Raw genomic sequence first — 25,158 nt, 5'->3', positions numbered from 1 at the left:
ACACATGGATATAAAATTGGAAGAATCGGGCACACGGGGATATTTTTATGTAGAGGAAAACGGCAAGCGCCTGGCCGAAATGATCTTTACCAAAGCAGGTGACACCCGCATCATCATCAATCATACAGAAGTCTCTGACGCCTTGCGCGGGAAGAATGCCGGCAAGCAATTGGTCGCCGCGGCTGTCGACCATGCCCGTAAGCATAATCTGAAAATATTTCCCCTTTGCCCCTTTGCCAAGTCGGTGTTCGATCGCGTGACGGAATACCAGGACGTGCTCGATAAATGATCAGCGGTTCAGTGTGACGGCTTTCGTGCGATAGACGTTGCCGTCTTCTCCGGGCAGGAGTTCGCCGAGACGATGGTAGATGTCCACCACGGTACTGTCGTATTGAAGGGCTTCCTGGTAGAGCGGTATGGCCTTCTGCGTGTTGCCCTTTGTGTCGTAGATATAGGCCATGATATAACAAAGGATATGACTTCGCGAATTTGCATTGGCATACACGCTTTCATAGAACGGCAACGCTTCGTCAAATTTCTTTTGCGTATAGTAACAATCCCCCAGCGCCTGCCGGGCATCTTCGTAGTCCGGATAGTCCGCAACAAGCTGGCTTAGGATGGCGATGGCTTCGTCATATTTTTTTTGATCGGCGAACACCTCGGCCTTACCATAGGAAGCTTCTTTTAAATCGGGGTCGATGGCCAGCGCCTGATCGAACACGATGATGGCCGAGTCGGACTGGCTTTGCATGAACAGCGTTCGTCCATAGCCAAGATACGCCTCCGCATATTTTGGATTCACTTGCCACGCCCGCCGGTAGTTCATCCGCGCTGAATCGTATTGCTGATTGTAATATTGATTATCGGCCGTTTGAAAATAGCCATACGCCTCCATTGGACTATCATCCGAAAACAAGGACGACAGGGTGACCACCAGGATGATGGTGAACACAAAAACAACAAAGATGATCACCACCGCTGCGCTTCGGCGCTGTGGATTGGCCGGTTGATGGGGAGTCTGCTGTCCTTTCAGCAATCGCCCGAACAACACCGAGAGGAAGGTAGCGGGCGTATAGTCCCTTTGTTTTTGAAAGACCGGGCCCTCGCGTCGCGTCGTTGACGCAGGCCGGCTATTGAATGCCAGAAGAAAGCATATCGCGGCAAAGCCCAGCGAGATCGCCACCAGCGAGCGGTCTACCGACCACAGCAGCGCCATGCAAAAAAGCCCCGTACATCCCAGCAGGAAATAGAGGCGGGCTTTTTTCGGGTCCGGGCCGCGAGAGGTGCCGTCGTTCATACCTTCAAGGTACGCAGAATTTTCACTCCATGTGACGGATCACCTCGCGCTCGTCGATGCGGATGTCGTCTTCGCCCAATTCGTCGAAGGGATGTTCGAGGTGGTCCTGGATGTTGTCGAGGCTCACCAGGATGAAGCTGTACAGGACGGGCATGACATATTCCAGCGATGAGGAAAAATCTTTGAACGTGCTGGCAAAGTAAGGACCGTAGATGATCGGGAAGACATAGATGAACACTTTGCTGTAGGCCCGTAGCGTGATGGGCGTGCGGTACACGTGAATGATCTTCAGGTTGTCGAACGCAATGATCATCTTGCTCACGTATTGGCTCAGCCGCGAAAACTCGCCGCTGGGGATGCCATAGTGTTTATAGGAGATGGTGAGGGCCGAGAGGCGCGAGAAATACTGAAAGATCTTCTGCTCGTTCTCTTCCCAGTCGCGCCGGTGCGATGACGTAAACATGGTGCGCATGAGGCGGATCATCTCGGTGACGATCTCGCGGGTTTGCTCGGGCAATTCGTTGTCCTTGTCGGTAGTCCAGTCGCGCGAAGCGTAGTAGAGGGCGATGGCATGACCTTTGAAATCGGAGAAGCGTTGGAGCGCCACTTCCCTGCGATTATACGCCGACCCAATCGAGAACACCACGGGGAACACGATGGCCACGCCCACCAACATGTCGGGGAACTTGGCGATGAGCCCATAGTGAAAACAAACATACGTGGAAATGACCGATAGGGTCGTAATGATCAACGTCTTGTAGTTGATGATCAGGAAAAAGCTCTTCAATACTTTCGTCATAGTGGCGTGGCTCGGGGGAGCAAATAAAATACATTTCAAAATAAAAATTGTCCATAAATGCCAAAAGCCCTAACAGGGCTTCTAGCGGGGCTCCAATCGAGAAAAGTTTCTTATTCGTCCAGCATTTCCACCTCCACGCGAACGTTCTTCTTGGCGTTCACGCTGTTCTTGTCATAGATAGGACGCTTCCCGCCCCAGGCTTTTATTTCCATGCGCATCGGGTCGATGCCTTTGCTGACCAGGTAGTCTTTGATGACCTCGGCGCGTTTGTACGAAAGATCTTTGGCCGAGCCCGAACCTTCGTGGGCACCGTCCAGTGTGAAGAATTTCTTTTCGGGACCCACCGTCAGGATCTTGCCATGGTAGTTGCCATTGCTGTGGCCGTGAAGGCGGATCTTGTATTTGGGATTTTCTTCCATGAGCTGCAGCAAACTGCTGAGCTCATAGTTAGACTCGGGCAGCATCAGTGCCGCATCGTTGTAGAAGTAAACGTTATACAAAGTGGCGATGTCGCCCTTGTGATAGCGCACCAGGTCGAAGTCGATCACCAGCGTAGTACCCATCAGTTCGATGTAGTTTTTCACCGTGTCGGCCAGGGGCAACGGATAGTTGATCTCCTGTTGGATCTTCCGGTAACCGAAAGCTTCGCACACCAGCGTGAGTTGCCCCGACTTGCTTTTTGGATCGGGCAGCACCAGGTACTCATTTCCTTTCACACTGGTGATGAGCCGCGAACGGTCCGTGTCGACCACCTGCACATCGCCACTCACGATGCGATTGTTGCGCGCATTATAGAGACTGAGGAAAACCTCGGTGTTGCCCAAGGTCATGACCTTGTGTTGCACGATCTCGGGATTGTCGGTGATCTCGGGTTCAGTCGTTGTGGTCGTCTCTGCTGCGGGCGCGGCTTGCGTGGCTTGTGATGTGGTTGCCACCGCCGTCGTTTGAGGAGGCGCGGGCATTTCAGGAGCCGGTGCGTTGGGCACGGCGGCGTTGTGTGGCGTGATATCGCCGGGCACTACACGCACCCAGGCATCTTTGAACTCGGGGGTGTTGCGCACGTTTGTCATGTATTGCAGTGACTCCCTCAGGCTCTCAAAATATTTCAGGTAAACAAAGAAAAATCCGCGACCGGAATTGAATCCGTAGTGCGCATCGGTCCCCTTTATTCTCAGGACCTCGACATAGTTTTGCGCCACGTTCTCGCGCGACGGCGCGTAGGCGTTGATCACCACATAATAGCCGGGAGCAAGCTCTTTAGAATCCTGTGAGAACAACGGAGAGGATAGGCACAATAGCCCGAAAAAGAGGGCACTTCTGGTTATGTTCTTCATGTAAGGACTAGCGTAGATTTGGGCGAATATTCTCTAAAAATATCTAATTTTTTAGTCTAATCAAGCTAATCGCAATATTTATTGGTTTACCCGGGTGTATGATTTCTAAACTTTTCTTTCAAAAAACCGATCCCATAGCCCCACAGCTGAAGGAGTGCGGCAGGCACCGACAAGAAGGCTACGGTGAGGTCTTTACCCTGCCGGAACGAGTCGATGAAGATGGCCAGCAAATAGACCAGGAAAAAGCCAACGGCGATCCGGAACAGTGCCATGCTGATGAACGGGAGAACAAGCAAAGACACCGAGCCCAGTAAGAAAAGTGCCGGGAACCAATGGGCGAGCTTCACAGCCCCGGAATGTACCCGGCCAATCTGAATGCGGCCTTTGCCAAAGTTGGATACCTGCTGATAGAACTGGCGGAACGTGGTGCGCCGTTTGTGATACACAAACGCCTCTGGAATGAGTCCCACCTTGAAGCCCATGGTGCGCATGCGAATGCTGAACTCGATATCTTCCGCAAAACGGTCCAGTTTAAATCCCCCGGTTTGTGTGAACACGTTGCGCGAGATCCCCATGTTGAAACTCCTCGGCTGAAACCTCGCCGCCTGTTGCTTCCCGCCGCGGATCCCCCCCGTGGTGAGCACGGAAGCCATCGTGTAGCCCATCGCGCGCTGCACCGGTGTAAAATTCTCATGGGCCCGGTCGGGACCGCCCCAGGCGTCCCACCCGTTTTCCTGAAAGGAACGCTCAACCGAAGCCAGGTAGCCCGGCGGAATGATACAGTCGGAATCGAAGACGATAAAAAAATCACCCCGCGCCTGCGCATAGCCAAAATTACGACTCGGTCCAGGCCCCGAGTTGGGTTTGAAGAAGTAGTGAATGGAAAATTTGTCGCGGTAAAGATCAACGACGCTATCACAGCGCACGGTCGAACCGTCTTCTACAATGATCACCTCAAAGTCTTTCACCGTCTGCAACACGAGACTGGCCAAAAGCTCGTCTACTTCCTGCGGACGATTATAAACGGGAATGATGATGGAGTAGCGCGGTGTCGCCATGCGGCAAAATAAGCAGAACTAATCGAAGAAGCACAGACCGGTCAGCGGGATCCGCTAGTCCTGGAGCTTCATCTGAGGCTCTGGCAACCCCACCTTCTCAATGATCAGGTAGTCGCGTCTGGAAAGCGACTGCATGGCAAACATCTCCGCCAGGAAGCCCGTCACAAAAAGCTGCACGCCAATGACCAATGCCACCAACGCCAAATAGAAAATGGGCTGCGCGGTGATGTCACGCTTCACCGGGATTCGGGAGATAAAGATGGCGTCCATCTTATCGTAGAAAAGCTTGCACGTAAACAGAAAGCCCACCAGGAACGACAGTGTTCCCCACGTGCCGAAGAAGTGCATTGGCTTTTGCCGGAAGCGGCTCACAAAGGTGATGGAGATCAGGTCGAGAAACCCGTTGATAAAGCGCTCCAACCCGAACTTGGTCACGCCAAATTTGCGCTCGCGGTGTTCCACCACCTTCTCGGTAATCTTGGTGAAGCCTGCCCACTTGGCGATCACGGGAATGTAGCGGTGCATCTCGCCATACACGGTGATGTTCTTCACCACGCGCGATTGATAGGCCTTGAGTCCGCAATTGAAGTCGTGCAAGGGTATGCCCGACAGTTTGCGGGTCACATAGTTGAAAAATTTGGAAGGAACGGTCTTCGAGATCGGGTCATGGCGTTTTTTCTTCCAGCCCGACACGAGTTGAAAACCATCTTCCGTAACCATTTTGTATAACGCGGGGATTTCGTCCGGGCTGTCCTGCAGGTCGGAGTCCATCGTGATGACCACTTTTCCGTGCGCGGCGCGGAAGCCCGTTTGCAGCGCGGCCGATTTACCAAAGTTCCGGTTGAAGCGGATGCCCTTGATGTTGGGGTTGGCTTCGTGGATGGCCGTGATCTGCTGCCAGGTGTTGTCCGTGCTGCCGTCGTCGATAAAGATCACTTCATAGGAAAAGCCGTGTGCTTCCATCACACGGCTTATCCACTGACACAGTTCCGGTATCGATTCTTCTTCGTCCTTTGCGGGAACAACAACTGAGATGTCAAGATTCATTTCGTAAATTAAATAGCGGGTTCAGGCCGCGGTTTTTGTGTGACGATGGAAACGAGAAGACCGACAATGATCGTCCCGATGATTCCAAAAATAATTCCGAAAGCCAGCATGGCGCCGGGGCTCATAAACATGTCAACAAATTTCATGGCCATTTCAATTTGTTCTTCCGATTGGCCTTTGGCTTCCATATCCGCGATGGCGGTTTCGCGCATTTTGGTGATAAAACCGGAATCCACAAATTTAATATAGATGAACGTAAATACGGACGACAGCACCGAGCAGATCAAACCGATCCAAAAGGAAATGCCGACCCCCTGGCCATACGACATGAAGCCGTTGCCATTTTCCTTGAAATATTTGTGCGCCAGAAAGACAATGACAAAGCCGATAAGCCAGGTTCCGTATTTGCCAATGCCCTTCGACATGTCAAGATCGGCAAGATTGAAAATGAGGAAATATACGATGCCGATCACACCGTAGATAACGCCATAACGGATACCGGTTGATCGCGTAGTGAGGTCCTGGGTTTCTGTAGTTTCAGTCATATAGATTGGTTTTTAGGTTGTCGTCTCAATATTACCGATACGATAATGTTAACAAAAAAGCCGATGATCAATCCCTGTAGGATGTATGTCTGCGTCAGTTGCCAGATGTTAGTCGTTGGGAGTGTGTTTAAATTACTTTCATAAATTTTTTTCCCGATGCGGTCGATCTCTTCTTTTGGAAACCCTTTCAAATAGGCCGTCATTTCCGTGACGTAGCCGGGGACAAAGCCTTTTTCCCAGGAACCGAAAATGAGCAGCAACGCGGAGGTGACCAAGGTCATGATCACGACGACGGTGGTGCCGCCCAGGGAAGCCTGCCAGAAGTATAAAACGCCACCCTGGTCGTAGTCTCTGAATTCCTTCAATGAAAAGTAAACAAAGACGCCGAACAATAAAATCCGGAAATCCAGAAAAGGCGAGATCATCAGCGGGTGCCGGCCCATGTAATACATCATCACCAGCATGATAAACGCCAGCACACCGGCCACTGCGCCCCACCGCGCGGAAATGCGGAGTAATCTTGAAGTCATTTGCGTTTTTAGTCCTCTATTTTATGCCGTCCGTTGTTGAAGACCGCGATCGCTTTTCCTTTGATCTGCTGGTTGAGCCAGGGCGAGTTCTTCGAACGCGACAAATTGGCTTTTTCGTCGAAGAGCCATGTGCGCTCCGGGTCGAAGAGCGTGAGGTTGGCCTTTTCCTCCACCTCAATTTTTGGGATCTCCAGACCCAGGAGCTTGCGGGGGTTCACCGTCACTTTTTCGATGAGCGCATCCCAACCCACCGGTTCGGCCAGCACACCCAGGTGCATGGCAAACGTCTGCAGGTTGATCATACCAAAATCGGCCAGGTCAAATTCCAGGCTTTTGCTTTCCTCTTCGTGCGGGGTGTGGCCCGAGCAAAGCACGTCGATGGTGCCGTCTTTCAGGGCCTTGATGAGCGCGTCGTTGTCGGCCTTCTCGCGAAGAGGTGGGTTCACTTTGTAGTGGGTATCGAAATCCGACAGGCGGCTGTCGTCCAGCAGGGGCTGATAGATGGCCACGTCGCACGTGACGTTCAGTTTCTTTTTGGCGGCGCGGATCATGTCGGCCGATTTGCCAGTCGAGATCTTGGCCATGTGCAGGCGCCCGCCGGCATAGGCCAGCAGCTCCAGATTGCGACCCACGGCAATGTCTTCGGCAATGCGCGGCATGCCTTTCAGCCCCAGCATGGTGCTGTTGACCCCTTCGTGCATCTGGCCAAACAGGTTCAACCAAATGTCTTCGGGATGGTCGATGATGAGGCCGTTGAATTTCTGGGTGTATTGCAGCGATTTCAGCAGGATGTCGGTGTGCCAGATGGATTTCAGACCGTCGGTGAAGGCGGCTGCACCCGCTTCGTGCAAGTCGATCATTTCCGTCAACTCCTCGCCTTTGTTGTTTTTGGTGACGGCTGCCAGGGGATGGATCTGCACCAGTTGGCTGTCGTTGCCCTTCACGAGGTAGCTGATCTCGTTCTTGGTTTGCACGCATGGTACGGTGTTGGGCAACAGGGCGATGCCCGTAAATCCGCCGGCCGCCGCGGCGCGCGTCACCGACTCCAGGTCTTCTTTGTGTTCCAGTCCCGGGTCGCCGGCAAAGGTGCCCAGGTCAAACCAGCCCGCCGAAAGTTTCATGCCCTCTGCCTTGATCACTTTATCGGCCGTATAGTTCTTATCACCGATCTCGATGATGCGACCGTTGTTGATCAATACATTTTTTTCTTTTTGATGGAAGGAGGACGAGGGGTCGAGAATTTCAGCGTGTTGTATCAGTATCTTCATGCTTACTATTTTTCACGGGGTTGCCTCCGCAAGAGAAGCGTTACTACTTCATAAACCTGATCAACAGGATCTCCGCCAAAAGGAAGGTCAGGGCCAGCAAAAGCGCGTATTTCCATAATGGGGTGCCCAAATATCGCTCCTTTATTTCTTTGCTGAAAGCGTCGGCTGAGCCAACCTCGAAAATAGTGATGTTGTCGCCACCGCCCAGCAACTGCTTCATTTCGGGCCCCGAATATTGGTCCATCAGCGATTCGGCCTTGTCGAGGTTGAAAGCCAGCAGATTAATGGTGTCGCGGCGCATCACCACCTTATAGAAACCCCGGCTGATCGAGAATTTGGGGATGTCGAAAATGACGTCGTCGTTCACGGTGCGCTGCGCAGGGATCACCTCCTCGGCGCCCTCCCACCGCAAGGGCTCCTCGCCCCTCAGGCTGTCCACATGCAGGGTGATGAAATCTTCCAGCAGCGTGTAGTAAGGTTTCAGGTCGTTCTTTTTGCCGCTGGCGGCGATGCGATACATCACGGGCACAAAGATGGCGTGGTTAAAGAAGTCGGTCTGGGAAGCATCCAGGGCGCTGGCCAGCACATAGACCTTGCCGCGCTGCGGGAAAAGCGAAAGAAAGGGCTGGCCGTCCTTGAATTTCAGCAATGCCGAGTTGTCGCCTCCCCAATCCAGCCGGCGGATGGCCTTGGGCATGGCCAGGGAAACCGAGCGCTCTTCAAACACATTTTCAAAAAAGGGATTCGAGAAGTCGGGGCGGTCCAATTCCAGCGTGGCTTTGTTCTCGGTGTCTTTCAACGTGGCCAATTGCAGGAAATTTTTCAGGCTCGTCACGTCCGGCGACGTGCCGGGGGCCAGCAGCAACGTGCCGTTGTCCAGGATATAGCGGCGCAACGCTCCCCCTAAGGAAGCGTCGATGCTGTTGAGCCCATTCACCACCACCAGATCGGCCTGGGGCAACAACCCGTAGTTGAAATTGTTCACCGGGTAGGAGGCAAAATCGAATACGTCCTTGTTGCCAAACACTTTTTCAACCACCGTGGGTGCTGGGCTGCTCTTGATCTCCACCACCCGGATCTTGTCGGTGAAGTTCAGGGCAAGATAAAATTCATTGTCGAAGCTCACCGGGAAGTCGTTGAAGGTGAGCCGGGCTTCGTTCAGCCCCGATAATCCCGTGGCAAGGTCAAAGGTGGTCTCGGCAATGCCGCCTTGGGCGATGTCCAGCAGCGAGGTTCCCGCCTGCACGCCATTCAGGGTCAGCTTCAGGTTGAGTTGGGTCACGTCCTTGCGGCCGTCGTTGCGTATCTTGACGTGCAACACGTTCTTCCCGCCCCCTGCCGAAAACGGATTCTCGAGATAAGCCGAATCGATAAAAACGTTCGACAACTGGCCATAGCCAATGGGCACCAGGTGCAGGCGCGTCGTGCTGTCGGGGGCCGTCACCTGCCCCAGGGTGGACTTTTGAAAGTCGGAGATCCAAAAGATCTCGCGATCGCGCTTGGCGCCTTCCTGGCGAATCCGCTCCTGTATTTCGACCTGGGAACGGCTCACGGGCGAAAGACGGATCTGCGTGAGCAGGTCCAGCACTTCAGCCTTGGTTTTATAGGTATTGGAAAAAGGTGAAAAATCGTTTGTGATCAGCCGGTAGCGCGTGTCAGGCGGAAACACCTCCACGATGCTCCGCGCAAAGCTCACCCCGGCATCCAGCCCCCGTGTCTTGTCGTCGGTGAGGGCCGACATGCTCTGCGAATTGTCCAGGTAAAGCAAAATGTTCTGCCCTGTGCCCACTTGCTCGCGGGCCGGAATAACCGGCTGGCTAAACGTGATGACCAGGAAAAACAAGAACAGCAACCGCGCCGCCAGAACCAGGTAGTGTTTCAGGCGCCGCTTGGCCGTGGTCACCTCTTTCACCTGCCGGAGGAACCGCGTATTCGAAAAATATACCCGGATGGTTCTTCTGAAATTAAATAAATGGATGATAACGGGTATGGAGAGTGCGCCCAGCGCCCACAGAAAAGAAGGGTATAAAAAACTCATGCGAACAAAACTAATTAAAAAAGGATGCTTCCGACACCCGCTCCTATAAACGACCGAACTAACCCGACCATCAGCACTTTGGATGGCAACACCCCAGCCTTTAGTCTGGGGTATACAGACTACCCGGAAGGGCTTTAGCCCTGAACCTTCAACGACGAATTAGCTAAAAACCAGCCGTCACCTTCAAAAAAAATATCATCTCCCGACAACATTGCCCTATAGGGAGCATTAAAAAAATACAGAAAGCGTCCCACTGCAATCCATTTGCAGTAGGGCGCTTTTTCTTTATAGCACTAAACCAAAAAATGTTAATGGCTATGAAAACCAAATTGTTACTTACGTGTTTCGCCCTCGCGTGCTTCCTGGCAGCACCCGCCCAGAATTTCAAGAAGTTTAGAGTAGGCATCGGCGTTGGCTACGCCAGACCTTCGGGAAGTGGCTCTCAGGGAGGAGGCCTCGTCTATCTCGAACCCTCTTGCCGCCTCGGCGATGCCTACTCGCTGGGCTTGCGGATGGAGTGGGCCATGGTCGCCAGCGGACTTTCCGGCAGTGCCATCGATATGGAAACTTTTGATCTGTCAAGCCAGGCATCGTACACGCTGAACATGCAGTACTACCTCGGCATAAATAATTTCCGCCCCTTTTTAGGTGTCGGGCTTGGTCTCTACAACCTGTCGGCTATCAAGACCGACGTTATTGTACTCGATGGGATTGATCCGACAGGACAAGGACAACCCCAAACCCATGCGGAATCGGTAAGCCTTAGCGACGCGCAATCGAAGTTTGGATTCTATCCGCGTTTCGGTTTTGATGTGGGTCACTTCACGCTTTCGATCGATTATAATTTTATTCCAAACGCCAGGACCACGGTTTCCGGAAGCGACGCGAGCTTCAGGAACAGTTACCTCGGTGTCCGCCTCGGGGCGAACTTTGGTGGTGGAAGAAAATAATAGCGAACGTTGATCGTGGAGTCCGATGGATCATCATAGGATTTTTTTTATAAGCCTGTCACTGGTAGTTTCGTTGCAGGAGAGATTTGTTCTACTAAAAAATCAACGACACGGTTGTGGTGAAAATTCATATCTTTATCCTTCCTATACCGATGTAACTATTATGACCAACAAAATTTTGCTGGCTTGTCTTGTCACTCTGCTGTCCTTTGCTGCGTCCGCGCAGAATTTCAAGAAATTTAGACTGGGGATTGGTGGAGGTTATGATATTCCGTTTGGCGCCCGTACCGAAAGTGCGCCACTCTTTTATCTTGAACCCGCTGGTCGTATCAACGATAATTGGGTGTTGAGCTTTCACCTGGAGATCGCCTTCCCACCCAATCGATTTTCTCCCAATGACAGGACCAAGCCATCAATTCTCTCGTCCTATACGTTCAATGGCCAGTACTATATAAACCGTTTGATGTCGGGTGATCTCCGCCCCTTCGTCGGGGCCGGTCTGGGTTTTTATTATATAGCCGAACAGGATCTAAACCAGGGAAACCTGAGCACGAACTTCAGCTCATTCGGGCTGGCGATTGGATTTTATCCGCGTGCAGGCTTTGATCTTGGTCAATTCACCTTCTCGGCCGACTACAATGTCCTTCCGATGTCAGACAAAATAGATTACAACTATCTGGCTATCCACATTGGGGTAAACATTGGGGGTGGACCTAAATAGACGTTGCCTTTGAGACAGGTCCTTCCAACCTGTTGACACGAAATGGTGTCTCTAACGCTGACTAACCAGGCAACACGTTTATGGCTATGAAAATGAAAATAGGACTTGCATCGCTGGCTATCCTCATCGCGCTGGCGGCACATGCCCAAGTGTTTGAGAAATTCAGGCTTGGGGTCGGTGGCGGACTGGCTATTCCGACTGGCCCGGCTTCCGGACCAGGTGTATTGATGTATCTCGAGCCTTCCTATCCCGTTTCCAATGCGCTTCGGGTGGGTATCCGGGCAGAATGGGCCCTCGTCACTATTGGATTGCCCGATGGAGAACGATACAGGGCCTCCCTGTTCGGAACTTATACTGCCAACATTAAGTACTATCTTAACAATGGAAAGCCCGGGTCTTCGCAGGGGCCGGACTTGGCTTCTACTATGTTCCTGGCATTCATACCCGCTCGAGTTTTGACATATTGTGGTTGCTCGCCGGAGACATGGGCGGCGATGGCATTACCGCTGCCGAAACAAAGTTTGGATATTACCCCCGTGTAGGCCTTGAATTCGAACGCTTTGTGTTTTCGGTGGACTATAATTTTATTCCCTCGTCTCCGGTCATCAAGCCTGGCTATGAGGGCAGCACAAAGAATAGCTACTTCGGCCTTCATATTGGCGTCAACTTATTCGCGAAGAAACCCGGGGAGAAGTGAACCTGTATGATTTACAACGGCACAGCTATTGCAATATTAAAAACGTCTGTCTTTATTGCTTGACTTTCCATTTTACCTGCTATGAAAAATAAGTTATGGTTAGCGTGCTTGTTCCTCGTGTTTGCGTTCAAAACACAAGCGCAAACCACCCGGACAACGTCTCAGAGGATTAAAATCGGTTTTGGCGGCGGCGTCGCCATCCCACACAACAACTTGTGGAGAAGAGCGGGTGCGTTAACCTACGTTGAGCCTACATACGATCTTACAGATGTTGTGACGGTAGGTCTAAGGGCCGAGTGGCTCGTTCTCGCCAAATTTGGACTCGACGACGGCAGATCGTACGAACAGATATTTCGTGGATCCTATATGCTCACTGGAAAGTATTATCTGGGCACCGGCAAGACTCGCGTTTTCGTTGGCGCCGGTCTTGGACTTTGCGCGTTATCGCCCGTGCGCTACAACAAACCCGGGGAAAGGAACCCGAATTTGTTTAGTGGCGGCACGTCCCTCACGGCGGCCGAAAGGAAAGTTGGATTTTGTCCGCGTATTGGGATCGACCTTTTTGACCGGATCAGTCTTTCCGTCGACTATAATTTCATCCCAAGCTCCAGGGTCATCGAGCCCGGCATTACGGCGCGTGTTTCCAACAGCTACCTCGGTTTGCATCTTGGCGCGCTTTTTTTTGTGAAAAAACAGAACTAATCAGAACTATAAAAAGCCTGACGAACATCGTCAGGCTTTTGTTTACGCTCAACGGGCATTTTGGTTTATTTGCTCGCTCCTAACATTAATAGCTCGCCGACATTGATCTCGGTGAAATATCTTTTTTCTCCCGCACTGGCCTCATATTCACGGTGGATCAAGCGGCCCTCCACGGCGATCTCGTTACCTTTCTTTAAATATTTTTCGGCAATGTCGGCCAGCTTGCCCCACATGACCAGGTTGTGCCACTGGGTGTCGACTACCTTCTCGCCTTTGTCGTTTTTATACGTGTCGTTGGTGGCCAGGCTGAAGGACACCTTCTTGCTGCCGCTTTCGAAGACACGCACCTCGGGGTCCTTGCCCAGGTGGCCGATAAGCCGTACGCTGTTCTTTAGATTTTTCATAGGTGGTTTTGGTATAATAATGGATAAACATCAGGCGGAAACGATCACCCAACACCAGGGCTACCCGCCGCCAGATCGCTTCACGAAGATCAATCAAGAAATTATAGCTAGTCGTATGATAAACGTTTAATTTCGGTTATATTCGATCATCAAGTTGTTGGTTATTTTATGTCAGATCACGTTCACAAATTTTGCCAGGAATGTGGGGCACTTATTAAGGGAAGGGCCGATAAGAAATTTTGTGACGATCACTGCCGCGCCAACTACAACAATCGCATCAACAGCTCCGAAACCCACTACATGCGCTCGGTCATCCACGTGCTTCGCCGGAACCGCCGCATTCTGAAGGACCTCAACCACACCGGCAAAACCAGAGTCGATGGCAACAAACTTCGCCACCGGGGCTTTGACTTTACCTATTTCACCAACATCGACGAATCGGGAAGTGAAGGCCGCTATTACTATTGCTTTGATCAGGGCTACATTCTTTTGAAGGATGGCGATCTGCTCCTGGTGACAAGACCACCCCATTGATCAATAAGTATTTTGATTTCCGCATCGGGGATCTGTGCAGGGCGCTTTGAAACAAAAATGGCAACCCCCGTCGCGGATTGCCATCTATCAGAAATGAAGCGTTTCGCCCCATTCATAAAATATAGTGAGTTTAAGAACCTTCCGGAGTAACCCGGAGGTGCCAACGCATCGATATGCGCTGAGATTAAACCGCGAAGCTCTCACCACAACCGCAGGTGCGTGTGGCGTTGGGATTGATGAATTGGAAACCCTTTCCGTTCAGTCCATCCGAAAAGTCGAGCGTGGTGCCCAACAAATAGAGAAGGCTTTTCTTGTCGACCAGGATTTTGATACCCTTGTCTTCAAAGATCTGGTCGGCGGGCTTGATCTCATCGTCGAAGTTGAGATCATACATAAGTCCCGAGCAACCACCGCCTTTCACGAGCACGCGAATGTTGTTGTTGTCCGGCTTGCCTTCTTCGGTGCGGAGGGCGATGATCCGTTCTTTTGCTTTATCGGTTACGCTGATCATAGTCTGAATGTTCTTGTTTTATGAAATCGGATTGAGCACTACACTGAAAACGGTAAGCGTATTCATATCGCGTCCGTAGTACAGCTTTTGCAGGGCGTCGAGGATATTGCTGGCCTTGAAGTAGGACGTGTGCAATTCCGTGTCGCCTTTGGCAACCCATTGTATCGTATAGGAATTCTCTTTCTCTTTATACTGCTGCACGTAGGCCAGCATTTTCTTTAGTGCATCCACTTTGTCGGCTCCCGTTTCGTTGTGGAACAGGAAAGCCTGGTTGTGGCGCGGGTTGATGGTGATGAGGTCCAGTTTCACTTTGTGGCCATCCACCGTGCTGTACTCAAACACGAGGTCCGACGTGCGCAAGCCCAGGTAGTCCTTGATTTCTTGTTGTATGCGGGCCGCTTCTACGTGCATTTCGCTGAGTGTCTCGATCATAGATGCCAAAGTTTCACAGTTTAAACTTTCGATTTCCCCTAAAAGTTTCTTGTTTGGGGTACAAAGTTAACAATTATGGAAAAACTTGAACACATCGGAATCGCAGTTAAAAGCCTCAAAAATGCACATTCTGTCTTTGAAACCCTGCTGGGACGCGAGCACTACAAGATCGAGGAAGTGGCCTCAGAAGGCGTGCGGACGTCGTTTTTTGAGATCGGCGGGGTGAAAATCGAGTTCCTGGAAGCCACCCGCGACGATTCGCCCATCGCCAAATTCATCGAAAAAAAGGGTGAAGGCGTGCACCATCTCGCGTTTGCGGTGAGCGATATCCGCAGCAGCATGGAAGATTATAAAAAGAAGGGTTTCGAGGTCATAAACGATGTGCCTAAAAAAGGGGCCGACAATAAGATGATCTGCTTCCTCCATCCCAAAACCACTGGCGGAGTGCTGATCGAGCTCTGCCAAGACCTCTAGGCAACCATCAAGGTTTCTTCATCTGACTGGCGCTTTTGCCGCCAAATTGGATGTCGTTGTAGTATTTCGTCTTTTTCTTTCCCTTGGCGGTTTTGTAATACGGCTTCGGCGAGCTGCAAGCGCCCAATACGAAAAACAGGATGAGCAGAAGGCCGGTAATTTTTTTCATGGGGGTCGTAGTTTTCACCAGTGCATAGGTACACCGAATATAAGACTCAAATCTGTCATATTCATCGATAATCTTACTTTTGCAGGATGAATGGTTGCTTCGGACGACGAAGACGATCATTCTCTAAACAGTCATAAAAACGTATGAGCGAGAACAGATCGGAGATAAGTAACCTGGGCGAGTTTGGATTGATCGACCGCATCCACAAAAACGTCACCCTCACCAACCCCACAACCCTCACCGGCATTGGCGATGATGCGGCCGTTATTCAAGGTCATGACCAGGATTGTATCCTGGTTTCCACCGACATGCTGGTGGAAGGCATTCACTTCGATTTGTCGTATGTGCCCATCCATCACCTGGGCTACAAAGCCGTGGCCGTGAATGTGTCCGACATTGCGGCGATGAATGGAAAGGCCGAACAGATCACGGTGAGTCTGGCGTTGAGCAACCGCTTTTCCGTGGAGGCGATCGACGCATTATACGCCGGCATCCGCACGGCTTGCCAAAATTATGGCGTTGATCTTGTCGGTGGCGACACCACGTCATCCACGTCCGGGTTGGTCATCTCCATTTCCGTGATCGGGCGCGCCCGGCGGGAGAAGATCGCCTATCGTAGTGGTGCGCAAGTCAACGATATCCTTTGCGCCACGGGTGACCTGGGCGCCGCTTTTATGGGACTCCAGGTGCTGGAGCGCGAAAAGCAGGTGTTTCTCGCCGACCCCAACATGGAACCCAACATAGAAAAATATGAATACCTCGTCGGCCGGCAATTAAAACCCGAAGCGCGCACCGACATTGTTTTCGATTTAGAGGAAGCCGGCGTGAAACCCACCTCAATGATCGATGTTTCCGACGGGTTGGCGTCGGAACTTCTGCACATCGCGCGAAACTCGGGTGTCGGCATCAGGATCTATGAAGACAAAATTCCCATCGATCATCTTACGTATGAGACCGCCGTCGAATTCAACCTCGACCCTGTAACGTGCGCGCTGAATGGCGGCGAAGACTATGAGCTGCTCTTCACGATCTCGCAAGCCGACCAGGAGAAGATCAAGAATCATCCCGACATCCATTTCATCGGCTATGTGCACGACCGCAAGGATCAGAACGTGCTCATCACCAAGGGAGGTACAGTGGTACCGTTGCGGGCCCAGGGTTGGGACCATTTCCGGTCGTGATCAATCTTCGGGGAAGGGGATGAAGACGAAGTTGGTGAACTGCTGATCGACCACGAAAAGACAGCAAAACTCATCGGGATCTTTGTAGGCGGCCTTAAAGTCGTCCACCTTGTCGGGGGTGATCAGGCCGCGCTGCAGGAATTCGTCAAAAAAAGAAGCATAGTAAAACCAGGCGGTGCCGTTCACGGCGGGGGCCATCAGCATCTGACCGATGGGTTGTTCTTCTTTGCAAAGCGGGAAAATGGGATATTCAAAACCTGCTGTCCTGATCTGGTAGGAGGCTTCCTTCAAGGTGTCGGCTACCCGCACAAAGTCTTGTGAGATGGTGCCGAGATATTTGCCGCTGAGTTCGGGGTCGTTGTGCATACAAAAAATTGTAGTGTAAAGGTAAAAGATTAATGCTGACCGTTGGATAGAGGGAGTGGAAACACCGGTCCGGGTAGCGGGTCCAAAAAGGAGCGCGACATGGCAATGAGGTCCGGGAAAAACGTTTCGAACTCGGCTTTAAAGGCGTCATAAGATTTTTCTAAGTCCTGGACCGACTGTTCCATGTGCGAGTCGTGCCGGGTTCGGCTGGCCAATCCGCTGAGGGCACGCTGCAGGCCTTGCAGGTTGCCATAGTTCAGCAGCCAGTTGCCGCGTTTCATGTGTGGCAGCAAATGGCGGACCCCTTCGGGCAACACATCGCTTTGGCTTTCTAAAAAAAGATAGGCCTCGCGGGCGAAGTCGGGGAGGGGTTGTGCGTGATACTGGTCCCAGTACCGGGAAAGAAAATGGTCATAGAAAACATCGACGATCACCGGTGCGTAGTGTCTGTACTTGGGCCGCAGCCGGGTTTTGCTTTGCAGCACCACGGGGTGGCGGTCGGTGAAGGCATCGATCTCGCGGTGCAAGGCGATCCCTTTGGCAATGCCGTCACCAAATTGTTCCAGCAGGTTCCGGCCCTTCACAAAATCGCCGATGAAGTTGCCCACCATCACCGACGGATTGTTTCCCGATAAATAAATGTGCGCCAAAAAATTCATGCCGCGTAAAGGTATTGGTTATTTGTTATTAAGTTCTTAGGTTGGACGTTCATAGTGATCATGTTCAGTTTACCCTCGTCTGTCCCGTTGATACGCCTTAACCTTAACTAAACTACCATGTCTGCACTTGCCCAAATGAAATTGCTGATCAGCCTCGCTCAAATAGACGGCACCGTAGCCGACCGGGAGCGGAACTATATCATTAACATCGGCCGGGCCAACAACGTTTACCCCGACGAGGTGAAACCGCTGTTCGACAAACGCCACGACCTCATCGTCCCCGAAGACCTCTCCGACGACCGGAAGTTCGACTATCTTTTCTCGCTGGTGCAGCTCATGAAGATCGACGAGCGCATGTACAAAGAGGAGATCATGTTCTGCTCCAAGATCGCTTCCAACCTGGGCTACGATCAGCAGGTGATGTTCGAGCTGCTGCTCCACGTAAAAGCCGGCGCCATGGGCACCGATGAAATGAGCGGTTTGAAATCGTTGGTGCAGAAATACCTCCATCATTAAATTGTCATTTTTCTTTTCAAGCCTATCTTTCCCTCATTAACCTAAAACTGTATGAAGAAAATTTACCTCCTGCTTTTGTGCATGGCTTCTCTCGTGAGCTATGCGCAGAAAACCTACGTCCACTGCGGCAACCTCATCGACGGCAAGACCAACGACGTCCAGCCCCAGATGACCATCGTGGTGGAAGGCAACAAGATCACCGCCATCGAAAAAGGGTTTTCAAAACCCGGCACCAGCGACGTGCTCATCGACCTTAGCAAGAAGACCGTCATGCCCGGACTCATCGACATGCACGTCCATCTCGAAAGCGAGACCAGCAAAGACCAGGCCCTCCAGCGCTTCACACTTAACGACGCCGACGTCGCCTTTCGCGCCGCGTCCTATGCCCGTAAAACGCTTATGGCCGGGTTCACCACCGTACGCGATCTGGGTGGCTCGGGCGTGAACACCGCGCTGCGCAATGCGATCAATCAAGGCATTGCCGTAGGGCCGCGCATCTTTTCGGCAGGGAAATCCATTGCCACCACGGGTGGGCATGCCGATCCCACGAACGGCTATCGCAAAGACCTGATGGGCGATCCAGGTCCTAAAGAGGGCGTCATCAACGGTCCCGACGATGCCCGGAAGGCCGTGCGTCAACGCTACAAGGAGGGTTCTGATATGATCAAAATAACCGCCACCGGGGGCGTGCTCAGTATCGCCAAGGATGGCTCCGGTCCCCAGTTCACTGACGAGGAATTGAAAGCGATCATCGAAACGGCAAAAGAATATGGCATGCACACCGCAGCCCACGCACACGGTGCCGAAGGCATGAAACGCGCGGTGCTCGCGGGAATCACCACCATTGAACACGGCACGAAAATGACCGAAGAGATCATGGACCTGATGAAGCAAAAAGGGACCTTCTTCGTACCCACCATCTCCGCCGGAAAATTTGTGGCTGAGCAGGCCAAAGTGCCGGGCTATTACCACCCGTTGGTGGTGCCCAAAGCCTTGGAAATCGGCCCTCAGATCCAGGAAACGTTTAGAAAAGCCTACAAACGCGGTGTTAAAATAGCCTTCGGTACGGATGCCGGGGTATATCCGCACGGCGACAACGCCAAAGAATTCGGTTTTATGGTCGAAGCGGGCATGCCGCCCATGGAAGCGATCAAGTCGGCCACCATCGTTCCTGCCGGCATCCTGGGGATGTCTGACAAGTTTGGTTCGATCGAAACGGGCAAATTGGCCGACATCGTGGCCACCGACGAAAACCCGCTCCAAAACATTAAAACCATGGAAAAAGTGAGCTTCGTCATGAAGGAAGGTGTCGTGATAAAACAATAAACCACCAACCCGCCATGAACAATGGACTTTTCTTTTCCATTGTTCATGGTTCCCTACTCATTGATCGTTGTAATTCCTACTTTTGCAGTCTTAAACAAGGACAGGAGCAAACCCCCATGCGGAAATAGCCCGCGAAATGGGAATTTTGCCCGATTTAGGAGACTGAGAGCATGGAAAACATCCGCAATTTTTGCATCATCGCACACATTGACCACGGCAAAAGCACACTAGCCGACCGACTGCTGGAATTCACCGGCACCCTGAACGAGCGCCAGATGGAAGCCCAGGTATTGGACAACATGGACCTGGAAAAAGAAAAGGGGATCACGATCAAGTCCCACGCCATCCAAATGAACTATACCCTGGATGGAAAAAACTATGTGCTCAACCTGATCGACACCCCGGGCCACGTGGATTTTTCTTATGAAGTGTCGCGTTCCATTGCTGCCTGCGAAGGCGCCCTCCTCATTGTAGACGCCAGCCAGGGCATCGAAGCCCAGACCATATCGAACCTGTATCTCGCGCTGGAACACGACCTGGAGATCATCCCGGTCATGAACAAGATCGACTTGCCCCATGCCATGCCTGAAGAGGTGACCGACGAAATTGTGGAGCTGGTGGGCTGCAAGCGCGAAGATGTGATCCGCGCCAGCGCAAAAGAAGGGAAAGGCATCGAAGAAATATTGCGCGCGGTAGTCACCCGCATCAAGGCCCCTAAAGGCGATCCCAAGGCACCCCTGCAGGCCATGATCTTTGACTCGGTGTTTAACTCATTCCGTGGCATCGAGATCTACTTCCGCGTATTCAACGGCACCATCCGCAAAGGTGATAAGATCAAATTTGTGAACGCCGACAAAGAATACGGTGCCGATGAGATCGGTATCCTGAAACTCGACAAACAACCCAAGAATGAGATCAGCACGGGCAACGTAGGCTATCTCATTTCCGGTATCAAGGTGGCCAGTGAAGTGCACGTCGGCGACACGATCACAAACGTGCTCAATCCCGGCGAGGCCTTGAAAGGATTCGAAAAAGTGAAGCCCATGGTGTTTGCGGGTATCTATCCCGTGGACACGACAGAATTTGAAGAATTGCGTGCATCCATGGAAAAGTTGCAGCTCAACGACGCGTCGCTGGTGTGGGAACTGGAGACGTCGGCCGCGCTTGGCTTTGGCTTCCGCTGCGGATTCCTCGGCATGCTCCACATGGAGATCATCCAGGAACGTTTGGAGCGCGAGTTTAACATGACCGTGATCACCACGGTGCCCTCGGTGCAATTCCAGGCATTTCTGACGGATGGAACACAAATCTTTGTCAATGCCCCTTCCGAAATGCCGGATCCTACACGGATGAAAAGCATTGAGGAACCCTACATCAAAGCGCAGATCATTTCGAAATCAGAATATATCGGGCCCATCATCGGCCTGTGCATGGACAAGCGCGGAAGCATCATCAATCAAAACTACCTCACCACCGATCGCGTGGAGATGTCGTTTGAAATGCCGCTGTCCGAAATTGTATTTGACTTCTTCGACAAACTGAAATCCATCTCCCGCGGATATGCTTCCCTCGACTATCACCTCATCGGCTTCCGCGAATCCGACATGGTGAAGCTCGACATCATGCTGAACGGCGAGAAAGTGGACGCGCTGAGCGCCATCGTGCACCGCGGCAAGTCACAGGACTGGGGACGCAAGCTTTGCGAAAAACTGCGCGAGCTCATCCCACGCCAGATGTTCGAGATCGCCATCCAGGCGGCCATTGGCCAGAAGGTTGTGGCCCGCGAAAACATCAGCGCTATCCGCAAGAACGTGTTGGCAAAATGCTACGGTGGCGATATCTCCCGTAAGCGCAAGCTGCTGGAGAAACAGAAGAAAGGAAAGAAACGCATGCGCCAGGTAGGCAACGTGGAAATCCCGCAGGAGGCCTTTATGGCGGTTCTGAAAATTGATTAAATTAACCGTTGTATTACGAAATTAAACCGTTATGGAGAGAAATTATGATGAAGTCATTGCTGAAATGCTGATCCACCTGGATCGCCTCGAGAGCAACATGAAAAAATTTGGTAAGCGGTTGGATCTGACGATCCAACGCATGGTGAAAGCGGAAGCTCGTCTTGAGAAGCAAGAGGGGCGCATGGAGAAATTTGATGCGGAATTCGATTCTCGGGTGGCGAAATGGGGGCGGAATTTGAAGCCCGGTCGGCGAAATGGCGGGAAGAATTCGAAGCCCGTATGCGAAGAGCCGATGCCCGCGCAGCGAAACTCGATGCTCAGCTCGCGAAATCCGAGGCCCGAATGGAAACGTCGACTAAGTATTTTTTAGACCGATTTGAAAGAAGCGACAGACGTACCGAAAGAGGGGAGAAACTTTTCATCCAGTTGATCCAGAAAAATGGCCTGAGGCTTTGACGTTCAGAGTAAGCGCAACAGGTCGGTAGACATGTAAAAAAGTAGAATATCAGATAGAATGACGCAGGACTTGCAAACCACCACTTACACACTCATCGACGGCAAAAAAGTGTCGTCCGATATCAAGGATGAAATTGCCGCGAAGGTGGCTGAGCGCAAAACGCTTGGCAAAAAAATCCCTCACCTGGCGATCATTCTGGTGGGCGACGACGGTGCCAGCCAAACGTATGTCGACAATAAAGTGAAAGCCTGCAAAAGCGTAGGGTTCCACTACACGATGATGCGCTTTGCCGACACCATCAGCGAAGAACGCCTCATGAAACACATCGACCATGTGAACAACGACGACGATGTGGATGGCTTCATCGTGCAGTTGCCATTGCCCGCACACATTTCTGTAGAGAACATCACCGAGAAGATCCGTTCCGATAAAGATGTGGACGGATTCACCAACCATAACTTCGGAAGCATTATTTCAAAAAGCCCGCTGCTTTTGCCTGCAACACCCTACGGTGTCATGGAACTGCTGCGCCGCTACGCTATAGACACGGAAGGGAAACATGCCGTGGTAGTAGGTGCAAGCCGCATTGCCGGTGCGCCCCTCAGCATGATGTTGACCGAACAAGGTCGCGCCACCGTAACGATCTGCCACAAATTCACCAAAGACCTGCCGAGCTACACACGTTCTGCCGACATCTTGTTGACCGCTGTTGGCAAACCCGGCTTGATCACCGCCGACATGGTGAAGGAAGGTGCCATCGTCATCGACATTGGCACCACCCGCGTGGAGGGCCCCGAATATCCGAAAGGATGGGCCATCAAAGGAGACGTTGATTTTAAAAACGTAGCACCCAAAGCATCGTACATCACCCCCGTACCCGGTGGTGTGGGGCCGATGACCATCGTATCGCTCTTGCTGAACACCCTGCGCGCCACCGAGCTGCGCCATCCGTAGCACACGGACGACTTGCTGGTAAGCACGCGAAGATCATGGCTGTGGAAATCAAAGAAAAAAATCAGGTAACAACCCTTCCCCTCATGGAAGACTTCTACACCATCCAGGGTGAAGGATTCTACCAGGGGAGCGCCGCCTATTTCATCCGCCTCGGTGGATGCGACGTGGGTTGCGTGTGGTGCGACGTCAAGGAATCGTGGGATGTGAATGCGCACCCGTCCGTGAGCGTCGACACCATGATGGAACGGGCCAAAGCCAGTGGTACAGAAATCGTAGTGGTCACCGGCGGCGAGCCCGCCATGCACGATCTCACGGCGTTAACGCAAGCGCTCAACGCTAACGGCATGCGCACCCACATCGAAACGTCGGGCGTGTATCCGCTCACCGGGCAGTGGGACTGGGTGTGTTTCTCACCCAAAAAATTCAAGGAACCCCATCCTTCCGTGTTTGGCCAGGCCGACGAGTTGAAGGTGATCGTCTACAACAAAAGCGACTTCGCCTGGGCAGCGGAATTTGCCGCGGTGGTTCGCCCCGACTGCCAGCTGTATCTGCAGCCCGAGTGGTCGAAAGAAAAAGAGATGCTTCCCCTCATCATCGACTATGTGAAAGCCAACCCGCAGTGGCAGGTGTCGTTACAAGTTCATAAATACATGAACATCCCTTAGCACAAGCCCTCCATGAACATCACAACGTTCGCGGCAACCATGAACCGGTGGGGACAGGAGAAGGTCCCCTTTTTGTTTGTGGTGGATTTTGAAATGCAACAGCCGTTGCTCATGCGCCTGCAGGACGTAGACGCCACGAAGCTGCTCTACCGGATCCAGGGGATCACCAACGCCGACAATACGCCGCATACCGGCTCGGTTACGTTGGAAAAAATCCCCTTACCCCAGCAGGAATATCAGCGCAAATTCGAAGCGGTCTATGCCCACCTGGCCTATGGTGATTCTTTCCTGACCAACCTTACCGTGAAAACGGAAGTAAAGACGGATCGCTCCCTGCGCGACATCTTTTACCTGAGCCGCGCACGCTATAAACTGCTGTTTGACAACAGGTTTCTGGTGTTTTCGCCCGAGATCTTTGTCCAAATAAAAGACAAAAAGATCTACAGCTTTCCCATGAAGGGAACGATGGACGCCGCCTTGCCCCAGGCACGCGAAAGATTGCTGGCCGATCCCAAGGAAATTGCTGAACATGTCACCATTGTAGACCTGATTCGCAACGACTTGAGCCAGGTGGCCTCCGGCGTGCATGTGTCCCGTTTTCGATACATCGAAGAGATACAAACGGCCTCAAAAACCTTATTGCAAGTGAGTTCGGAAGTGGTGGGCGACCTGGAAGCGGATTATGCCGCCCACATCGGCGACATTTTGGTAAGGTTATTGCCCCCCGGGTCGGTGAGTGGAGCGCCAAAGCCAAAGACGTTAGAGATCATCCGCGACGTGGAGCAAGAACAGCGGGGATACTACACAGGCGTGTTTGGCGTATTCGACGGCGAAAGGCTTGACAGTGGTGTGATGATACGGTTCATCGAAAAGCAAGGCGACCGCTATTTCTACCGGAGCGGCGGTGGAATCACCACCCAAAGCACGGCGGCATCGGAGTACCAGGAAGTGATCGATAAAGTATATGTCCCTCTTACTTGAAACCATAAAGCTGCAGGACGGCGAATACCAGAACCTGTTCTACCACGAACAGCGCATGAACCGTTCGCTGAAAACGCTGTGTGGTGAGTTCGAACATTTCGACCTGGAGGAATTTCTAAAACACCTGGAGAAACCGGTGCAAGGATTGTTCAAATGCCGCATTGTGTATGACGAACAATCCAAAGAGGTGGAGTTCTTGCCCTACACGCCCAAGCCCGTAAACAGCCTGCGCGTGATCGAACACGACCGTATCTCGTACGAATTCAAATATGCCGATCGCAAAACGATCAACAAACTCTACGAACTGCGCCACGCCAGCGACGACATCCTGATCGTGAAGCGCGGGTTGGTCACTGATTCTTCGTATGCCAACATTGTGTTTCGCCGGGGCAAACATTGGTACACGCCCTGGTCGGCCCTGCTCAAAGGAACGCAACGTGCCAAATTGCTGGAGCACGATGTGATCCACGAAGAAGAAATCCGCGTGGAGGACATCGAGACATTCGAAACCTTCAAGCTCATCAACGCCATGCTGGAATTTGAGTCCCCGGAAATTGACGTATCCAACATTGTTTTCTAGTTTTAGGC

31 protein-coding genes are annotated in these 25,158 nt (G+C 52.1%); 16 read left to right on the top strand and 15 right to left on the bottom strand.

What is annotated here, in order from left to right:
• Positions 1-4 precede the first annotated feature (4 nt).
• Positions 5-289, top strand: a complete 285-nt coding sequence (locus D4L85_RS03955) for a GNAT family N-acetyltransferase (RefSeq protein ID WP_119753094.1) — start codon at positions 5-7, stop codon at positions 287-289.
• On the opposite strand, the gene D4L85_RS03950 is transcribed toward D4L85_RS03955, so the two are convergent.
• The 9 genes from D4L85_RS03950 to D4L85_RS03910 form a co-directional block, all read right to left on the bottom strand.
• Positions 290-1,297 (bottom strand): tetratricopeptide repeat protein, encoded by a 1,008-nt coding sequence (locus tag D4L85_RS03950; protein ID WP_119753093.1) that lies wholly within the window; start codon positions 1,295-1,297, stop codon positions 290-292. It lies immediately after the preceding gene.
• 22 nt (positions 1,298-1,319) lie between these two features.
• Entirely contained in the window at positions 1,320-2,096 is a 777-nt protein-coding gene (locus D4L85_RS03945; protein WP_119753092.1) for a hypothetical protein, read from the bottom strand.
• Between the two features lie 110 nt (positions 2,097-2,206).
• On the bottom strand, positions 2,207-3,430 hold the full coding sequence (locus tag D4L85_RS03940) for an OmpA family protein (RefSeq protein ID WP_119753091.1): 1,224 nt from the start codon (positions 3,428-3,430) through the stop codon (positions 2,207-2,209).
• Positions 3,431-3,516: 86 nt separating this feature from the next.
• Positions 3,517-4,488, bottom strand: a complete 972-nt coding sequence (locus tag D4L85_RS03935; protein WP_119753090.1) for a glycosyltransferase family 2 protein — start codon at positions 4,486-4,488, stop codon at positions 3,517-3,519.
• Between the two features lie 54 nt (positions 4,489-4,542).
• Complete coding sequence (locus tag D4L85_RS03930; protein ID WP_119753089.1) at positions 4,543-5,535, bottom strand: glycosyltransferase family 2 protein; 993 nt, start codon at positions 5,533-5,535, stop codon at positions 4,543-4,545.
• 8 nt (positions 5,536-5,543) lie between these two features.
• The gene (locus D4L85_RS03925) at positions 5,544-6,080 is read right to left on the bottom strand and encodes a DUF4199 domain-containing protein (protein WP_119753088.1); all 537 of its coding nucleotides are present in this window, start codon (positions 6,078-6,080) and stop codon (positions 5,544-5,546) included.
• Positions 6,077-6,610, bottom strand: a complete 534-nt coding sequence (locus D4L85_RS03920) for a DUF4199 domain-containing protein (protein ID WP_119753087.1) — start codon at positions 6,608-6,610, stop codon at positions 6,077-6,079. The genes D4L85_RS03925 and D4L85_RS03920 overlap by 4 nt, the downstream gene beginning before the upstream one ends.
• Before the next feature lie 8 nt (positions 6,611-6,618).
• Entirely contained in the window at positions 6,619-7,878 is a 1,260-nt protein-coding gene (locus D4L85_RS03915; protein ID WP_119753086.1) for a dihydroorotase, read from the bottom strand.
• A gap of 43 nt (positions 7,879-7,921) precedes the next feature.
• On the bottom strand, positions 7,922-9,916 hold the full coding sequence (locus D4L85_RS03910) for a BatA domain-containing protein (protein WP_119753085.1): 1,995 nt from the start codon (positions 9,914-9,916) through the stop codon (positions 7,922-7,924).
• A 317-nt stretch (positions 9,917-10,233) separates the two neighbouring features.
• On the opposite strand from D4L85_RS03910, the gene D4L85_RS03905 reads away from it, so the two are divergent.
• The 4 genes from D4L85_RS03905 to D4L85_RS03890 all read left to right on the top strand — a co-directional run bounded on the left by D4L85_RS03905 (position 10,234) and on the right by D4L85_RS03890 (position 12,986).
• Positions 10,234-10,866, top strand: coding sequence for an outer membrane beta-barrel protein (locus D4L85_RS03905; protein WP_160143528.1), 633 nt, complete (start codon positions 10,234-10,236; stop codon positions 10,864-10,866).
• 163 nt (positions 10,867-11,029) lie between these two features.
• Entirely contained in the window at positions 11,030-11,587 is a 558-nt protein-coding gene (locus D4L85_RS03900) for an outer membrane beta-barrel protein (protein WP_160143527.1), read from the top strand.
• A gap of 463 nt (positions 11,588-12,050) precedes the next feature.
• A complete protein-coding gene (locus tag D4L85_RS03895; RefSeq protein WP_160143526.1) occupies positions 12,051-12,284 on the top strand; it encodes a hypothetical protein in 234 nt (77 codons plus the stop codon).
• An 81-nt stretch (positions 12,285-12,365) separates the two neighbouring features.
• Positions 12,366-12,986: a hypothetical protein gene (locus D4L85_RS03890; RefSeq protein WP_119753081.1), complete on the top strand. Its 621-nt coding sequence runs from the start codon at positions 12,366-12,368 to the stop codon at positions 12,984-12,986.
• Positions 12,987-13,051: 65 nt separating this feature from the next.
• On the opposite strand, the gene D4L85_RS03885 is transcribed toward D4L85_RS03890, so the two are convergent.
• Positions 13,052-13,390: a single-stranded DNA-binding protein gene (locus D4L85_RS03885; RefSeq protein ID WP_119753080.1), complete on the bottom strand. Its 339-nt coding sequence runs from the start codon at positions 13,388-13,390 to the stop codon at positions 13,052-13,054.
• 168 nt (positions 13,391-13,558) lie between these two features.
• Between D4L85_RS03885 and D4L85_RS03880 the strand changes: the two genes are divergently transcribed.
• Positions 13,559-13,924: a hypothetical protein gene (locus D4L85_RS03880; protein ID WP_119753079.1), complete on the top strand. Its 366-nt coding sequence runs from the start codon at positions 13,559-13,561 to the stop codon at positions 13,922-13,924.
• Between the two features lie 184 nt (positions 13,925-14,108).
• Here the strand turns inward: D4L85_RS03880 and D4L85_RS03875 are convergent, their stop codons facing one another.
• Together D4L85_RS03875 and D4L85_RS03870 are read right to left on the bottom strand one after the other, a co-directional pair.
• Positions 14,109-14,435 carry a HesB/IscA family protein gene (locus D4L85_RS03875; protein WP_073142351.1) on the bottom strand — a complete coding sequence of 109 codons (327 nt, stop codon included), beginning with the start codon at positions 14,433-14,435 and terminating at the stop codon, positions 14,109-14,111.
• Between the two features lie 18 nt (positions 14,436-14,453).
• Complete coding sequence (locus D4L85_RS03870; protein ID WP_228450765.1) at positions 14,454-14,867, bottom strand: hypothetical protein; 414 nt, start codon at positions 14,865-14,867, stop codon at positions 14,454-14,456.
• A 75-nt stretch (positions 14,868-14,942) separates the two neighbouring features.
• Between D4L85_RS03870 and mce the strand changes: the two genes are divergently transcribed.
• The gene (mce, locus tag D4L85_RS03865) at positions 14,943-15,341 is read left to right on the top strand and encodes a methylmalonyl-CoA epimerase (RefSeq protein WP_119753078.1); all 399 of its coding nucleotides are present in this window, start codon (positions 14,943-14,945) and stop codon (positions 15,339-15,341) included.
• A gap of 7 nt (positions 15,342-15,348) precedes the next feature.
• On the opposite strand, the gene D4L85_RS34315 is transcribed toward mce, so the two are convergent.
• The gene (locus D4L85_RS34315; RefSeq protein ID WP_160143525.1) at positions 15,349-15,510 is read right to left on the bottom strand and encodes a hypothetical protein; all 162 of its coding nucleotides are present in this window, start codon (positions 15,508-15,510) and stop codon (positions 15,349-15,351) included.
• 143 nt (positions 15,511-15,653) lie between these two features.
• On the opposite strand from D4L85_RS34315, the gene thiL reads away from it, so the two are divergent.
• Entirely contained in the window at positions 15,654-16,691 is a 1,038-nt protein-coding gene (gene thiL, locus D4L85_RS03855; RefSeq protein WP_119753076.1) for a thiamine-phosphate kinase, read from the top strand.
• Here thiL and D4L85_RS03850 read toward each other — a convergent pair whose 3' ends face one another.
• Positions 16,692-17,057 carry a hypothetical protein gene (locus tag D4L85_RS03850; RefSeq protein ID WP_119753075.1) on the bottom strand — a complete coding sequence of 122 codons (366 nt, stop codon included), beginning with the start codon at positions 17,055-17,057 and terminating at the stop codon, positions 16,692-16,694.
• Positions 17,058-17,086: 29 nt separating this feature from the next.
• Positions 17,087-17,716 (bottom strand): acyl carrier protein phosphodiesterase, encoded by a 630-nt coding sequence (locus tag D4L85_RS03845; RefSeq protein WP_119753074.1) that lies wholly within the window; start codon positions 17,714-17,716, stop codon positions 17,087-17,089.
• A 117-nt stretch (positions 17,717-17,833) separates the two neighbouring features.
• Between D4L85_RS03845 and D4L85_RS03840 the strand changes: the two genes are divergently transcribed.
• The 8 genes from D4L85_RS03840 (at position 17,834) to D4L85_RS03805 (ending at position 25,150) form a co-directional block, all read left to right on the top strand.
• Positions 17,834-18,232 (top strand): tellurite resistance TerB family protein, encoded by a 399-nt coding sequence (locus D4L85_RS03840; RefSeq protein ID WP_160143524.1) that lies wholly within the window; start codon positions 17,834-17,836, stop codon positions 18,230-18,232.
• A gap of 51 nt (positions 18,233-18,283) precedes the next feature.
• Positions 18,284-19,558, top strand: coding sequence for a metal-dependent hydrolase family protein (locus tag D4L85_RS03835; protein ID WP_119753072.1), 1,275 nt, complete (start codon positions 18,284-18,286; stop codon positions 19,556-19,558).
• 170 nt (positions 19,559-19,728) lie between these two features.
• A complete protein-coding gene (gene lepA / locus D4L85_RS03830; RefSeq protein WP_119753071.1) occupies positions 19,729-21,513 on the top strand; it encodes a translation elongation factor 4 in 1,785 nt (594 codons plus the stop codon).
• Between the two features lie 31 nt (positions 21,514-21,544).
• The gene (locus tag D4L85_RS03825) at positions 21,545-21,883 is read left to right on the top strand and encodes a hypothetical protein (protein WP_119753070.1); all 339 of its coding nucleotides are present in this window, start codon (positions 21,545-21,547) and stop codon (positions 21,881-21,883) included.
• Between the two features lie 144 nt (positions 21,884-22,027).
• Positions 22,028-22,924 (top strand): bifunctional 5,10-methylenetetrahydrofolate dehydrogenase/5,10-methenyltetrahydrofolate cyclohydrolase, encoded by an 897-nt coding sequence (locus tag D4L85_RS03820; protein WP_119753069.1) that lies wholly within the window; start codon positions 22,028-22,030, stop codon positions 22,922-22,924.
• A 35-nt stretch (positions 22,925-22,959) separates the two neighbouring features.
• A complete protein-coding gene (locus D4L85_RS03815) occupies positions 22,960-23,589 on the top strand; it encodes a 7-carboxy-7-deazaguanine synthase QueE (protein ID WP_119753068.1) in 630 nt (209 codons plus the stop codon).
• Between the two features lie 12 nt (positions 23,590-23,601).
• Positions 23,602-24,570, top strand: a complete 969-nt coding sequence (locus tag D4L85_RS03810; RefSeq protein WP_119753067.1) for an aminodeoxychorismate synthase component I — start codon at positions 23,602-23,604, stop codon at positions 24,568-24,570.
• Positions 24,554-25,150 carry an aminotransferase class IV gene (locus D4L85_RS03805; protein WP_119753066.1) on the top strand — a complete coding sequence of 199 codons (597 nt, stop codon included), beginning with the start codon at positions 24,554-24,556 and terminating at the stop codon, positions 25,148-25,150. Before D4L85_RS03810 ends, D4L85_RS03805 begins: the two co-directional genes overlap by 17 nt.
• Positions 25,151-25,158 lie beyond the last annotated feature (8 nt).

Origin of the sequence: Chryseolinea soli (assembly GCF_003589925.1) — a bacterium.
Taxonomy (GTDB): domain Bacteria; phylum Bacteroidota; class Bacteroidia; order Cytophagales; family Cyclobacteriaceae; genus Chryseolinea; species Chryseolinea soli.
The sequence above is the reverse complement of the archived record's forward strand: the minus strand, read 5'-3'. Positions and strand labels throughout refer to the sequence as shown.